The organism is Ruegeria sp. CDSB114 (assembly GCF_059611025.1).
The window spans coordinates 1,196,420-1,210,440 of the sequence record NZ_JBXWOT010000001.1; the positions used below are offsets into that span (position 1 = coordinate 1,196,420).

Genomic DNA, 14,021 nt, shown 5'->3' on the forward strand with positions numbered 1-14,021 from the left:
CGTGACCACCCCCTCTGGCCAGCCGACGCTGCTTTACCGTTTGTATTGCAGCCTGACCGCCGTTGCTGCACCTTTGGCTTGGCGCACCGTGCGCAAGAAACTCCTGGCGGCAAATGTCCCGACAATGCGTCAGCATGAAAGGCTCGGCCATGCCAGCCTACCACGCCCCAAGGGCCGATTGATCTGGTTCCACGCTGCAAGTGTGGGGGAAACCCTGTCGGTCATCAGCCTGATCAAACGGCTGGGTGAACGCCTGCCGGATGCCCAGTTCCTGGTTACCTCGGGCACCCCAACTTCGGCGGCGCTGATCGAAAAACGGATGCCACCCCGTACGCGACACCAGTATCCGCCGCTGGACACCGCAGGGCCGGTCCGGCGATTTCTGGATCACTGGCGCCCCGAAGCCGGAGTATTTGTAGAAAGCGAAATCTGGCCACGCCTGATCGTTGACGCGGCTGGACGGGGAATCCCTCTGGCCCTGTTGAATGCCCGCCTGTCAGAGAAATCCGTCGAAGGTTGGAAAAAACGGCCGCAAACCGCACGATTCATTTTGGACAATTTCAGCCTGTTCCTGACCCAGAATGGCAAAACCGCCGCTAATCTGGTGGACATGGGGGCTATGGCGGACCGCGTGCAACCGGGAACCAACCTCAAAGCGATGTCCGATCCGCTTCCGGTCGATAATTCTGTGCTGGAAGACATCCAGACCCAGATTGCAGGGCGTCCTGTGTGGATCGCCAGCTCGACCCATGCCGGAGAAGAAGAAATCGTTCTGGCTGCCCATGCAAAATTGTTGGAGCGCTGGCCCAACCTTCTGCTGCTGTTGATCCCGCGCCACCCCGAACGCAGACAGGATGTGGCCGCGCTGTTGAGACAGGCCGGTCAATCCGCAGTTTTCCGAACATCGGAGAGGCGGATTGAAACTGAAACACAGGTCTATGTTGCCGACACACTGGGCGAGACCGGCACGTGGTATGCGCTGTGCCCAATCGTATTTCTGGGCGGTTCGCTGCACGAGATCGGCGGCCATAACCCGTTCGAACCCGCTCAGGCCGGGGCGGCAGTAATAACCGGTCCCGGATACTTCAACTTTGCCGAGACCTTTGCGCCGCTCATCGAAACCGGTGGCGCGGTTGAGGTGAACTCGGCGCAGGCCCTGGCAGACGCGGTCGCGGTTTGGCTTAGCGATCAGGACGCGCTGGATACAGCGCGCGATGCCGCAAAATCCTGCGTCAACACGCAGAAATCCGCGCTCGATTCCATTGTCGAAACCCTGTGCGACCGGCTAAATCTGAAGACCACGGGCGTTTAGGGGCAGCGCACCTGCCTGCCCCTTGGGATCAAGCCGCTGGCATCCTTTGCTCCACGATTTCGGCCCACCAGCTGCATCCCGCGGGGATAGCTTCATCGTTGAAGTTGTATTCAGGATGGTGAACCGCAGCGGTATCCCCATTACCCACCAGAATATAGGCGCCCGGACGCTCTTCGAGCATAAAGGCGAAATCCTCGCCGCCCATGATCAGCGGTGCCTGGTCACAATCGCCCGAGACGGACCGCGCCACCTGGGCCGCGAAATCGGTTTGATCATCACTGTTCACCATCACCGGATATCCCCGGTAATAGGTCACCTCGACCGCTCCTCCGAATGTGGCGGCCACGCCGTTGCAGATCTCGGTCACGCGCTTTTCGGCCATATCCCGCATCTCCCGGCTCATCGTGCGGACGGTGCCGCGCAGCTTTACAATCTGCGGGATCACATTGAATGCGGTTGAAGAGGTTTCGAACGAGGTCACCGAAACAACCACCTGATCCACCGGGTCAGCGTTTCGCGCCGCGATGGTCTGGAGTGCCAGAACCGCCTGCGCCGCCATCACAGTTGTATCCACGGTTTCATGCGGCTTGGCTGCGTGGCCGCCCTTGCCTTCAAAAATGATGTCGAACTGATCAGTAGCTGCGAAAAACGCGCCAGGACGGATGGCGAAACTGCCCACCGGACGGCCGGGCCAGTTATGCATTCCGTATACTTCCTGAATGCCCCAGCGATCCATCATCCCGTCTTCACACATCTCACGACCACCGCCGCCACCTTCTTCGGCAGGTTGGAAAATGACCACCACTGTCCCGTCAAAATTCCGCGTTTCCGAAAGGTATTTCGCCGCCCCCAACAACATCGCGGTGTGACCGTCATGGCCACAGGCGTGCATCGCCCCGTCGGTGTTCGAGGCATAATCCAATCCAGTCGCCTCATGGATCGGCAGCGCGTCCATATCGGCCCGCAGACCGATAACCTTGCCGCCCGTGTCCGCCTTGCCCTTGATCACACCCACCACGCCCGTTCGGCCAATTCCGGTGACCACCTCATCGCAGCCGAACTCTTTCAGCTTTTCCGCCACCAGCGCACTGGTGCGATGGGTTTCAAACAGGATCTCTGGATTTTGGTGGATATCACGCCGCCATTCCGTGATTTCACTCTGCAGTTCTGCGAACCGGTTTTTGATCGGCATGTGTATCTCCCAAAATCATCGTTCGTCGCTGTCACCGGGGCGCAACGCGCCGGATAACAGTACAATGAAAACAGCCAGCGGCAGCAAGGCCATGAATGCAAGACGCAATGTAAGCATCTCTGCCAGAAACCCAATAAGGGGCGGGCCAATCAACAACCCACCATACCCTAATGTGGCCACGCTGGCGATGGCTTGACCAGGCGGGACATGCGGATCATTTGCCGCCCTGCTGAACGCAAGCGGCATGATCACTGCATATCCAAGCCCCATCAGTCCAAACCCAACCAGAGCAATCCCGGCATCATAGGCCGATACCACAGCCAGCACCCCCAAAGCGGCGCATACCCCTCCGAAACGGGCCGTCGCGGTTGGCCCAAACCGCGCGATCACAACACCACCCGCCAGACGGAACGCGACCATTGTCACCGAAAAGACGGCATATCCCAGCGCTGCGACGCTTTCACGCGCGCCCGTCACGTCCCGCAGGAAAATCGCGCTCCAGTCCGCGACGGCCCCTTCACCCAATGCCCCGCACAGGGCAATAAATCCGACAAGTATCAACGCACCCGACGGAAGTGCAAATATCGCCCCGCCCGCGGCCACAACACGGTGCGAATTCCACTGCACACGGGACAGAGCCAGTGTCAGCCCAACTACGATGCCACCGGCCAGTAAAAAGTGCTGTGACACCGTCAGGCCCATCTGTATCGCACCAAATCCGCTCAGCGCTCCCAGACCGGCTCCCAGGCTCCACATCGCGTGAAAAGACGACATAACGGGCCTGTCATAAGCGCGCTCAACCTCTGCCGCCCAGGCGTTCATCGCCACATCCATCGAGCCGTGGAAGGCCCCGAATACGAACAGGAAAAACGCCAATGCCCAAAAGCTTCCGGCAAAGGCCAGCAGGATAAGGGATGCGGTATAAAGAATGGCGATAATCCGCGTGATTACCACAGCCCCGAACCGATCCGTCAGACGTCCGGTAACCGGGAACGAACACACAGCCCCAGCCGCCATGAACAGCAAGCCGTAGCCAAGCGCTTCGTGCGACAGGTCCAGGTGATCCCTGACTGCGGGAATACGCGAGGCCCAGATCCCAAACAAAGCGCCGTTCAAAATGAACATGGCCGCCACGGCCCGCCAAGCGGCCATAATTCCGATCACGTATTTTCCTTTGCTCCGCGCCCGCCCCTGTCAGTTCTACAGCCTAGGGAAGGTTTAGCAAACGCGGATTAGGCCAACCGCTTTCGTATATGCCTGATACCCAGCCAGACACACAGGACAACCGGCAAGGTTGCCGCCGCGGTCAGCATCCCCTTGCTGATCCCGGTGGCGGTCAACGGGTACAACAGATAGCTGGCCAGTGAGACCGCATAATAGCTAATCGCGACCACGGAAAGCCCCTCGACTGTGTGCTGCAACCTCAGGGCCAGATCAGCACGGCGGTCCATACTTTCCAGCAAGGCCTGATTCTGGGCGCTGCGTTCCACATCTACCCGGGTCCGCAGCAACTCACCCCCCCGGATCGCCCGGTCGGACAAGGTCTGCAGCCGACTTTCCGTGGCTTTCACTGTCCGAATTGCGGGCTCATACCTGCGCATCATGAAATCGGCAAAGGACTGACGGCCCTCGAACCTTTCCTCGCGCAATACCTCGATCCGTTGGTTCACGATGGCCTCATAGGCCCCGGTAGCCCCAAAGCGAAATGCGCATCGGGCAGAAAGTGTTTCCAATTCGATGGATGTTGACAGCAGATCCGGCAGTAGTTCGTCAGGATGCGCCGAGTTATCTGTCATCTGCCCCATAAGCCGGGTCAGCTTTCCATCCAGCTCTCCGATTTTCGGCATCAGTTGCTTGATTCGAGCAAAGCCCAACATGGACATGGCTTTGTAGGTTTCGATCTCGCACAGGCGCTGGATGATGCGCCCGGTTCGGCGCTGTCCTGTTCCCTTGGTCACGAAGAGCGCGAAGCGCATATGCCCAGCCGGATCAATCCGAAAGTCACTGGCACAAATCGCAGCATCATCCAGCACGCGCGCAACCGCAAGGCTTTCGGGTTCGAACCATTCGGCCAGCGCGGCTTTTACCGCCTCATCATCTGGTCTTTCAGTCACCCGAACCATGGCCGAGGTTATCCTCTGGCCCGGGCTGGCCATCAGCCAATCAGGTGGGAAAGCTTCAAAATCAGCGGGGTTGAAGGCCCGGTCACTGACATTCCGGGTGATCGCCGTATAGGTCACAAATTCCGTGTGCTGCTCCCACTTGAGCCAGTGACGCCCGATCTGACCCGCGTAATGCGTCGCGTCCGGCTGCGGGTGCTGCGCACCGTGACGGTCCAGAAGATTGACCAGATGGGCAATGTCTTCGCTCCGGTCCCGCGCTACCGCCGCCACGGGTTTCTTGATGGCCAAAAACGCAACGGTGCATGGCGTCGAGGCCACGGGAAACGGGCGCGCATGCAACTCGTTGGCCAGCGAATAGCGCAATGGATGATCGTCGATCGGCGTCATTGAATGCTCCGGCGTTGTCCGGCGCACTATACGACAGTTCAAAAATACATCAATTATCTTTTTATTTCAATAGCTTACATGGATACTACGGTATACAAACCCCTTATGTCATTGATTTGGCTGCCACAGTTCGATTGGGTTGCTCTCAGGGTCGTGAATACGTGCGAATTTTCCAACCTCGCTATCCCATTCCGGATTGGTCTCGACGGCAATGCCTGCGGCTTGCAACTGGGTCGTCATGGCAGACAGATCATCAACCCGAAAATTGATCATCCACTGCTGCTCGGCGCGGCCAAAATAATCGGTGTCCTGCGCAAACGGGGCAAAGACCGTATAGCCTTCGCGCTGCTTCCAGGGGACGGGATCGTAATGATGAACGCCAAGATGGGTCTCGTACCAATCCCGCAACGCTTCCGGATCTCTGGCGCGAAAAAACACGCCACCTATGCCGTTGACCTTTTCCATGGGGCACCTCCTAGTCTTTCTATAATAGCCCAAGGATACCACATTCCGCCCGCCTCATCTGGCCAGAAAAATCTTGGGGGCTTGGAGGCAAAGCCCCCAACATGACAAACAAGAAAAGGGCGCCCGAAGGCGCCCTTTGCATTTTGGTTAAGGCTTTAGATCAATCGATCATCGGCAGCAGCTTGTCCAAGCTTGCTTTGGCGTCGCCATAGAACATGCGGGTGTTCTCTTTGAAGAACAGCGGGTTTTCGATACCCGAATACCCCGTACCCTGACCACGTTTGGACACGAACACCTGCTTGGCTTTCCAGCATTCCAGAACCGGCATGCCGGCGATGGGGCTGTTGGGATCTTCCTGCGCCGCAGGGTTCACGATGTCGTTCGAACCGATGACGATAGCCACATCCGTTTCGGGGAAGTCGTCGTTGATCTCGTCCATTTCCAGAACGATGTCATACGGCACCTTCGCCTCGGCCAGCAGCACGTTCATGTGGCCCGGCAGACGACCTGCGACAGGGTGGATCGCAAAGCGCACATTCTTACCCTGCGCGCGCAGCTTGCGGACCAGTTCGCTGACCGATTGCTGTGCCTGCGCGACCGCCATGCCATAGCCCGGAATGATGACAACACTGTCGGCATCGTTCAGGGCGGCGGCCACACCGTCGGCCTCGATAGCGATCTGTTCACCCTCAACAGCCATCTGCTCACCCTGCGGGCCACCAAAGCCGCCCAGGATAACGCTGACAAAGTGACGGTTCATCGCTTTGCACATGATGTAGGACAGGATCGCACCCGACGAGCCCACCAGCGCACCAACCACGATCAGCAGGTCGTTGCCGAGGCTGAAGCCGATCGCCGCAGCCGCCCAGCCCGAGTAGCTGTTCAGCATCGACACAACCACCGGCATGTCGGCGCCACCGATGCCCATGATCAGGTGATACCCGATGAACAATGCAGCCAGCGTCATAAGGAACAGCGGCAGGAATCCGCCCGTGGACGTGTACCAGACCAGACAGATCAGCGAGAGCCCCGCCGCAGACGCATTCAGCGCGTGGCCACCGGGCAGTTTGGTTGCCGTCGATGTGACCTTGCCAGCCAGCTTGCCATAAGCCACGACCGAACCGGTAAAGGTGATCGCGCCGATGAAGATGCCCAGGAACAGTTCCACGTGCAGGATTGCCAGCTCTGCCGCTGTCTTCTTGGCGATCAGCTTGGCAAACGCGCCCAGGTCGGAAAGGTCGACGTCTTTTGCGGCATCAACAACCGCAAAAACTTCGGCGACATTCTTGATTTCAAAATGCGCGTTGAAACCCACGAACACAGCCGCCAAACCAACCAGCGAATGCATCGCAGCCACAAGCTGTGGCATCTCGGTCATCTGGACGCGCTGCGCCACATATTGACCGATCAGACCACCACCTATGATCAGCAGCAGTGACAGCAGCCACAAGCCCGAACCGGGGCCGACCAGCGTGGCGAAAACCGCCAGCGCCATACCGACGATGCCATACCAGACAGCGCGCTTGGCGCTTTCCTGGTTCGACAGACCGCCAAGCGAGAGGATAAACAGAACAGCCGCAACAACGTAGGCGGCAGTGGTGAAGCCATAATCCATGTGCCCGGCCTCCTTAAGATTTCTGGAACATGGCAAGCATGCGCCGAGTTACGAGGAAGCCACCGAAGATGTTGATCCCGGCCATGAATACGGACAGAGCCGCCAGCAGAATAACCAGGAACGACCCGGATCCGATCTGCATCACTGCGCCAACGATGATGATCGACGAGATAGCGTTGGTGATCGCCATCAGCGGTGTGTGCAGGCTGTGTGCAACGCCCCAGATCACCTGGAATCCCACGAAGATCGCCAGCACAAAGACGATGAAGTGCTGCATGAAGCTGGCCGGAGCAATCAGACCGATCAACAGCATTAGCGCACCGCCGATACCCAGCAAGGTGAACTGCTGTTTGGTTTGCGCCTTGAAGGCCGCAACTTCCTGCGCCTTTTTCTCCTCCGGGGTCAGCTCCCTGACCTCAGGCTTTTTCTGAGCGGCAATCGCCTGAACTTTCGGCGGCGGTGGCGGGAAGGTGATTTCACCTTCATGCGTCACGGTTGCGCCGCGGATCACGTCGTCTTCCATGTCATGGTTGATCTGACCGTCCTTTTCAGGCGTCAGGTCTGTCATCATGTGACGGATGTTGGTTGCGTAAAGCGACGAAGACTGCGCCGCCATCCGGCTTGGGAAATCGGTATAGCCGATGATGGTCACGCCATTATCGGTCACGATCTTCTCGTCAGCAACGGTCAGCTTGCAGTTGCCGCCTTTTTCCGCCGCAAGGTCCACGATCACCGAACCCGGTTTCATCGCTTCGACCATGTCCTTGGTCCAAAGCTCGGGCGCTTCGCGGTTCGGAATCAACGCGGTGGTGATCACGATGTCCATTTCCGGAGCAAGCTCGCGGAACTTGGCCAGCTGTGCCTCGCGGAATTCATCGGACTGAACACTGGCGTAACCGCCGGTTGCCGCGCCGTCCTGCTGGTCTTCTTCGAAGTCCAGATAGACAAATTCGGCGCCCATGGATTCAACCTGCTCAGCCACTTCGGGGCGCACGTCGAACGCATAGGTGATTGCCCCCAGCGAGGTCGATGTCCCGATCGCGGCCAAACCGGCCACACCGGCACCTACGATCAGAACCTTGGCAGGCGGTACTTTACCAGCAGCCGTCACCTGACCGGTGAAGAACCGGCCAAAGTTGTTACCCGCTTCGATCACCGCGCGGTAGCCCGCTATGTTGGCCATCGACGACAGAGCGTCCATCTTCTGGGCACGACTGATACGCGGCACCATTTCCATGGCGATCACGTTGGCGCCCTTGGACTTGGCGGCCTCCATGCCCTTTTCATTCCCTGCGGGGTTGAAGAACGAGATCAATGTCTTGCCCTTGGCAAGACGCTTCAGCTCGGTTTCATTTGGCTGACGTACCTTGGCGACGATGTCGGCGGCTTTCCACAGCGCCGCCGCGGTTCCGATAACCTCGACACCCGCCTCTTTATATGTGGCGTCCGAGAACCCGGCCGCAGCGCCGGCCCCTTTCTCGATCAGGCACTCATACCCGAGCTTTTGCAGTTGACGGGCTGAATCCGGAGTCATCGCGACCCGGTTCTCACCGTCAAATGTTTCCTTTGGCGTTCCAATCTTCAACGGCGCGTCCCCCTAATTTTCGGTCAGTTCGCAAGGATAGTTGGCATTCTATCTGAAGAACCAGTTTTAACTGCGCAAGATTATTTCGCAAGCGCAGCATTGTTACGTCGTGTAAAATCCCGTCCACCTCAGATCCAGCGGCGGGTTTGCCTTTCATATCTGGCGAAATCCGTGCGAAAGGCACGGCGCATACGGTTTTCTTCCGGCACAATAAACCTGCGTTCCAAAATCCAGACAAAAACAGGCATCAACACCAAGGACAGCACCGCGTCGAAACGCAGAATCAAGCCGGCCAGAATAAGTACATCGCCAACGTAGATCGGATTGCGGCTGCGCTTGAAGATACCTGTTTGAACCAGACTCGATGGAGTTTCATGCGGCAGGACGGTCGTTCGATGCCGACGAAACTCGGCAATCGCCAGCACGACAAGAACGACGCCGCCCCCGATCAGAAGGCCGCTGAGCAGGTCGGTAAACCCGCTGGCCAGCGACAGGCCGAAGGATGCATAGTTCGCCTGCAGCCAGGCGAGAACAGCAAAGGCCACCAACCAAGCGGGCGGAATGTCGAGTTTGCGCTTCATGCTTGTTCCTCTGATCCTGCGGTATGGATGTCGCATTTGTCGGGGTATGTACCGCTTTGCATCCACGAAAGCAAAACCACAGTTGGTCGCATCTGTGCATTTTCGGCCGAACGCGTAGACACGGCAGAACTGATCAGATAGCCCTTTAGTCAGACATTTGTCAGAATTCTGCACAGGACCTCCATGACTGATTTCGCTGCAACCAAAGCCATGTTCGATCTGCCGAATGGAACCATTTATCTGGACGGCAACTCGCTTGGCCCATTGCCATGTGCTGCCGCCGAGCGGGTGAGTGGAATGATGACACACGAATGGGGTAAAATGCTGATCACCGGTTGGAACAAGGCCGGGTGGATGGGGCTTCCGACCGGGCTTGGCGACCGTATCGGACGGTTGATCGGGGCGGAACCGGGTACCATCGTGACCGGCGATACCCTGTCGATCAAGGTCTATCAGGCTGTTGCCTCGGCGCTGGAGCTTTGCCCCGACCGCAAGGTTGTGCTGTCTGATAACGGCAATTTCCCTTCGGACCTTTATATGGTCGACGGTCTGCTGCGTTCACTCGGATCGGAATACGAATTACGGGTGGTCGCACCCGAGGATGTTGCCGAAAACATCTCCAAAGACGTCGCGGTTCTGATGCTGACCGAGGTCGATTACCGGTCTGGCCGGATCCATGACATGAAGGCGCTGACGGAACAGGCCCATGCGAACGGCACAATAACCGTTTGGGATTTGGCCCATTCCGCAGGGGCGATCCCGGTTGAGCTGTCCAGCTGCAATGCGGATTTTGCCGTTGGCTGCAGCTATAAGTATCTGAACGGAGGCCCTGGCGCGCCGGCGTTCATCTATGTGGCGCCCCGCCATGCGGATCGCGTGCGCCCTGCATTATCCGGGTGGCTGGGCCATGAAGCCCCGTTCACGTTCGATCTGGATTACCGCCCCGGGCAGGGTATCGAGCGGATGCGTGTCGGCACACCTCCGATCATCCAGATGACCGCGCTGTCTGCGGCGATGGACATCTGGGACATGGCCAACATCAAGGACGTACGCGCCAAGTCAATCGAACTGACCGAGCTGTTTATTTCGGGCGTCGAGGCCAACTGCCCTGACCTGAAACTGGCCAGCCCCCGCGACCCTGCGCAGCGTGGCAGTCAGGTTTCATTCCGTTTCGCCGATGGCTATGCCGCAATGCAGGCCTTGATCGCGCGCGGCGTGATCGGTGATTTCCGCGCCCCGGACATCATGCGCTTTGGGTTCACCCCGCTCTATATCGATGAGCAGGATGTAAACGGCGCGGTGGACATTCTGGCCGACATCATGACCAACCGGTTATGGGACGCACCGGAATACAAAGTCAGACAGCGGGTTACCTGATTTCCAACGCTGCACCAATCATGGCGGCAAGGTTCGAGTTCATCCGGTCGAATTCTTGAAAATCCGTCGCGCTGATTTTGTTTCCCCGCAGCGCAGAGGCAATGGTCTCCGCAGTTTCTCTTGCGCCATCAAACAAACGGGCACGATCATTCGACGCTTCTTTCTGTAGCCACCCGGTATATAAAGATTGCAGCCGGGCCTCGCCCTGCGTGATGATATCCGAGGCCAGCGACTTTCCTGCATCTAACAGTTCCATCCCGTGTGGAGAGGACATGATCTGAGCCATACCATCGGTCTGCACGTGGATTGCCTGGCCGATGATCTGCGAAACCGAGCCGTCTGCCTGCAGGGCTTTCGCAACGGCTTCGATCTTCTCCTCATAGTGCAACTCGGTGAGTCTGCGCAGGATCGCCTCTTTGTTGTCGAAATACAGATACAATGCCGGGCGCGAGATCCCCACGCCCTTTGCGATTTCATCCATCGACGTCTTTTTAAAGCCGTAAGCCGCGAATGCCTTACGCGCCGAATCCAGTATGGCAAGGCACTTTGCGTCTAGCACGAAATCTCTCATCTGAACCTTTTGACACTTTTCACTCAATTTGTCAGTTGACACTCTGACACTCACACCCATTTATGTCAGAACGTCACTAAATGCCAAGAGGGAGACGCAGCTATGACGGCCAGCTTAAAGATAAATGGGACGTCATATGAGGTCGATCTACCCGAGGATGTCCCCCTTTTATGGGTTCTGCGCGACGAGATCGGACTGACCGGCACCAAGTTTGGCTGCGGGGTTGCGGCATGCGGCGCCTGTACCGTTCATATAGACGGAGAAGCCGTGCGCTCTTGCCAGGTTGCCTTGTCCGATGTCTGGGGTGACGTCACCACAATCGAAGGTCTGGGCAGCCCGGACGCGATGGCCAAGATACAGCAGGCCTGGGTTGACCATCAGGTTGCGCAATGCGGTTATTGCCAGTCGGGTCAGGTCATGCAGGCCGCCGCGCTATTGGCCGAGAACCCCAGCCCCACGGATCAGGACATAGACGATGCGATGCAGGGCAATCTGTGCCGCTGCGGCACCTATCCCCGTATCCGTGCCGCGATCCATGACGCAGCCTCCAGACTGAAGGAGGCATAAGCGATGGCTTCCGTAGGAAAAATTCTTCGCCGCACGTTTCTTATCGGCTCAGCCGCCATTGTTGGCGGCGTCGCGTTTGGCGCCTATTATGTCAGCCGCCCGGCAGCCAACCCGCTGAAGCCTGGTGATGGGGAAACCGCGCTTAGCCCGTTCATCCTGATTGATCAGCAGGGCGTTACCCTGTTCGCGCCACGTGCCGAGATGGGACAGGGCGTAATGACCACTTGGGCAGCCCTGATTGCCGAAGAACTGGACGTCGAATTGGACGATATCCGGGTCCTTCACGGGCCTGCGGCAGCCGCCTATTACAACTCGGCCATTTTGGGTGAGAGCCTGCCGAACAAGGGATATGACATCTCGAATTTCCAGCACAATCTGGCACAGTCGCTGGGCGTTCTGGGCAAGGTTGTCAGTCTGCAGGTCACAGGCGGCTCGACCTCGATGCGCGATGGGTTCGAACGCATGCGGGAAGCCGGGGCAACAGCCCGGGAAACGCTGAAACAAGCAGCGGCTGATCGTCTGGGCCTGGAGCGTGACCAGTTGAAGACCGAAAACGGCGCCGTGATCGCGCCGGACGGGACGCGCATTCCCTATACCGAACTGGCTGAGGCCGCCGGGCAGATCGAACCCATGCAGGTCGAGCTGCGCGATCCCTCAGACTGGCGTTTGCTGGGACAGAACCTGCCACGAGTCGACATGGTTGGCAAATCCACGGGAACGGCTGAGTTCGGCATTGACGTGCGCCCCGAGGGTCTGAAATTCGCCTCTGTTCGGATGAACCCGAAACTGGGCGGTGCGATGAACGGCTTTGACGCCAGCACCGCGGAATCCATGCCCGGCGTGGAAAAGGTGGTCGATCTGGGCAACGGCGTGGCCGTTATTGCCAATAACACCTGGCTGGCCATTCAAGCGGTTGAGGCAATAGACGTCGATTGGGCCGACGCCCCATACCCGCCGGGTACTGACGGTATATTCGCAAAAATTGCCGAGGCGTTTGACGACTCGCCAAATTCGACCATGCGTGACGATGGCGATGTTGAAACCTTGCCCGAAGGGGCCACCGAAATTACCGCTGAATATCAGGTGCCCTATCTGGCGCATTCCACGATGGAACCGATGAACGCCACCGCGCTGTTCACTGGTTCCAAGCTCGAGTTGTGGTGTGGCAACCAGGCGCCGACCTTCCTTCTGACCCGCGCTGCAAACACGGCGAATCTGGATAAAGAAGCGGTCGAGATTCACACCACCTATCTTGGGGGCGGATTTGGTCGTCGCGGAGAACTGGATTTCATCGAAATCGCAACCAAAGTTGCCATGGCCATGCCCAATACTCCGGTCCAGACCACCTGGAGCCGCGAGGAGGACATGCGCCATGACTTCTACCGACCCGGTGCACTGGCGCGGATGCGTGGCGCAGTCAAAGACGGCAAGGCGGTTTTGATCGACGCCAGAGTTGCATCGCAATCCTGCACGCAACAGGCCGTGGAACGCATATCGGGCTTGCCCGGCGCTGGCCCCGACAAGGTCCTGGTCGAAGGTCTTTTTAACCAGCCCTATGCCGTGCCGAACTACCGCGTCAACGGCCACATCGCCGATCTGGATGTACCTGTCGGGTTCTGGCGCTCGGTCGGCAATAGCCATAACGGGTTCTTCCACGAGACATTCATGGACGAGCTGGCCCTGGCTGCCGGTCGCGACCCGCTGGAGTTCCGTCTTGAGCAGGCCCAAACCGAGCACGCGCCGTCGGCAGCTGTCCTGCAAGCCGTCAAGGAAATGTCAGGTTGGACGGGTGAAACGCCTGCCGGTGTTGGTCGTGGCGTAGCAATGACCTACAGCTTTGGCACCCCGGTTGCGCAAGTGATCGAGGTGGTCGATGAGGACGGCACCATTCGCATCGCAAAAGCGTGGATTGCCTGTGATGTGGGTATTGCTTTGGATCCGGGAACGGTCGAGGCGCAGATGTTCGGTGGCATGATCTATGGCCTGTCAGCAGCCGTGATGGGTGAGATCACCTTCGCCGACGGTGAGGTCGAGCAATATAACTTCCCCGACTATGACGCGCTGCGGATGCATAATGCCCCGGTGACCGAGGTCCGCATTCTGGAAACCAATCGCCATCTGGGTGGTGTGGGCGAGCCGGGGACGCCTCCGTCGATGCCAGCACTTGGCAACGCCCTGTTCGACCTTACCGGCAAGCGCGCCCGCAGCTTGCCGTTGATCAATCAATTCAATCTGCTGGTTTGATA

The 14,021-nt window shown here is 58.3% G+C and carries 12 protein-coding genes; 4 read left to right on the forward strand and 8 right to left on the reverse strand.

The genetic code is table 11. The features are described from left to right. Nucleotide 1: 1 nt before the first annotated feature. The gene (locus tag AC2FIP_RS05945) at nt 2-1,312 is read left to right on the forward strand and encodes a 3-deoxy-D-manno-octulosonic acid transferase (protein ID WP_496785526.1); all 1,311 of its coding nucleotides are present in this window, start codon (nt 2-4) and stop codon (nt 1,310-1,312) included. 28 nt (nt 1,313-1,340) lie between these two features. Here the strand turns inward: AC2FIP_RS05945 and AC2FIP_RS05950 are convergent, their stop codons facing one another. From AC2FIP_RS05950 to AC2FIP_RS05980, 7 genes are all read right to left on the reverse strand, one after another. After that, complete coding sequence (locus tag AC2FIP_RS05950; RefSeq protein WP_496785528.1) at nt 1,341-2,504, reverse strand: M20 aminoacylase family protein; 1,164 nt, start codon at nt 2,502-2,504, stop codon at nt 1,341-1,343. Nucleotides 2,505-2,519: 15 nt separating this feature from the next. Then, the gene (locus AC2FIP_RS05955; protein ID WP_496785530.1) at nt 2,520-3,668 is read right to left on the reverse strand and encodes an MFS transporter; all 1,149 of its coding nucleotides are present in this window, start codon (nt 3,666-3,668) and stop codon (nt 2,520-2,522) included. A gap of 68 nt (nt 3,669-3,736) precedes the next feature. Beyond that, nucleotides 3,737-5,014, reverse strand: a complete 1,278-nt coding sequence (locus AC2FIP_RS05960; protein WP_142634941.1) for a DUF3422 family protein — start codon at nt 5,012-5,014, stop codon at nt 3,737-3,739. Nucleotides 5,015-5,122: 108 nt separating this feature from the next. After that, nucleotides 5,123-5,479: a VOC family protein gene (locus AC2FIP_RS05965; RefSeq protein WP_496785532.1), complete on the reverse strand. Its 357-nt coding sequence runs from the start codon at nt 5,477-5,479 to the stop codon at nt 5,123-5,125. Between the two features lie 160 nt (nt 5,480-5,639). Further along, nucleotides 5,640-7,094, reverse strand: coding sequence for an NAD(P)(+) transhydrogenase (Re/Si-specific) subunit beta (locus AC2FIP_RS05970; RefSeq protein ID WP_496785534.1), 1,455 nt, complete (start codon nt 7,092-7,094; stop codon nt 5,640-5,642). Between the two features lie 13 nt (nt 7,095-7,107). Continuing rightward, the gene (locus tag AC2FIP_RS05975) at nt 7,108-8,679 is read right to left on the reverse strand and encodes a Re/Si-specific NAD(P)(+) transhydrogenase subunit alpha (RefSeq protein WP_142634946.1); all 1,572 of its coding nucleotides are present in this window, start codon (nt 8,677-8,679) and stop codon (nt 7,108-7,110) included. Between the two features lie 128 nt (nt 8,680-8,807). Continuing rightward, the gene (locus AC2FIP_RS05980) at nt 8,808-9,260 is read right to left on the reverse strand and encodes a methyltransferase family protein (protein WP_142634949.1); all 453 of its coding nucleotides are present in this window, start codon (nt 9,258-9,260) and stop codon (nt 8,808-8,810) included. Between the two features lie 183 nt (nt 9,261-9,443). Between AC2FIP_RS05980 and kynU the strand changes: the two genes are divergently transcribed. Beyond that, nucleotides 9,444-10,637 (forward strand): kynureninase, encoded by a 1,194-nt coding sequence (gene kynU / locus AC2FIP_RS05985; protein ID WP_496785535.1) that lies wholly within the window; start codon nt 9,444-9,446, stop codon nt 10,635-10,637. On the opposite strand, the gene AC2FIP_RS05990 is transcribed toward kynU, so the two are convergent. Continuing rightward, entirely contained in the window at nt 10,630-11,196 is a 567-nt protein-coding gene (locus AC2FIP_RS05990) for a TetR/AcrR family transcriptional regulator (protein ID WP_246097152.1), read from the reverse strand. The two genes, kynU and AC2FIP_RS05990, sit on opposite strands and share 8 nt — an antisense overlap. A 114-nt stretch (nt 11,197-11,310) precedes the next feature. Here AC2FIP_RS05990 and AC2FIP_RS05995 point away from each other — a divergent pair, with 114 nt between their 5' ends. Together AC2FIP_RS05995 and AC2FIP_RS06000 are read left to right on the forward strand one after the other, a co-directional pair. Next, nucleotides 11,311-11,775, forward strand: a complete 465-nt coding sequence (locus tag AC2FIP_RS05995; protein ID WP_496690871.1) for a (2Fe-2S)-binding protein — start codon at nt 11,311-11,313, stop codon at nt 11,773-11,775. Between the two features lie 3 nt (nt 11,776-11,778). Next, nucleotides 11,779-14,019: a xanthine dehydrogenase family protein molybdopterin-binding subunit gene (locus AC2FIP_RS06000; protein ID WP_496785537.1), complete on the forward strand. Its 2,241-nt coding sequence runs from the start codon at nt 11,779-11,781 to the stop codon at nt 14,017-14,019. Nucleotides 14,020-14,021 lie beyond the last annotated feature (2 nt).

Excerpts from the sequence above, each read along its gene's own strand:
- AC2FIP_RS05950 (WP_496785528.1), bottom strand. The coding sequence starts at position 2,504 with ATGCCGATCAAAAACCGGTTCGCAGAACTGCAGAGTGAAATCACGGAA.
- AC2FIP_RS05960 (WP_142634941.1), bottom strand. The coding sequence starts at position 5,014 with ATGACGCCGATCGACGATCATCCATTGCGCTATTCGCTGGCCAACGAG.
- AC2FIP_RS05965 (WP_496785532.1), bottom strand. The coding sequence starts at position 5,479 with ATGGAAAAGGTCAACGGCATAGGTGGCGTGTTTTTTCGCGCCAGAGAT.
- AC2FIP_RS05970 (WP_496785534.1), bottom strand. The coding sequence starts at position 7,094 with ATGGATTATGGCTTCACCACTGCCGCCTACGTTGTTGCGGCTGTTCTG.
- AC2FIP_RS05980 (WP_142634949.1), bottom strand. The coding sequence starts at position 9,260 with ATGAAGCGCAAACTCGACATTCCGCCCGCTTGGTTGGTGGCCTTTGCT.
- kynU (WP_496785535.1), top strand. The coding sequence starts at position 9,444 with ATGACTGATTTCGCTGCAACCAAAGCCATGTTCGATCTGCCGAATGGA.
- AC2FIP_RS05995 (WP_496690871.1), top strand. The coding sequence starts at position 11,311 with ATGACGGCCAGCTTAAAGATAAATGGGACGTCATATGAGGTCGATCTA.
- AC2FIP_RS06000 (WP_496785537.1), top strand. The coding sequence starts at position 11,779 with ATGGCTTCCGTAGGAAAAATTCTTCGCCGCACGTTTCTTATCGGCTCA.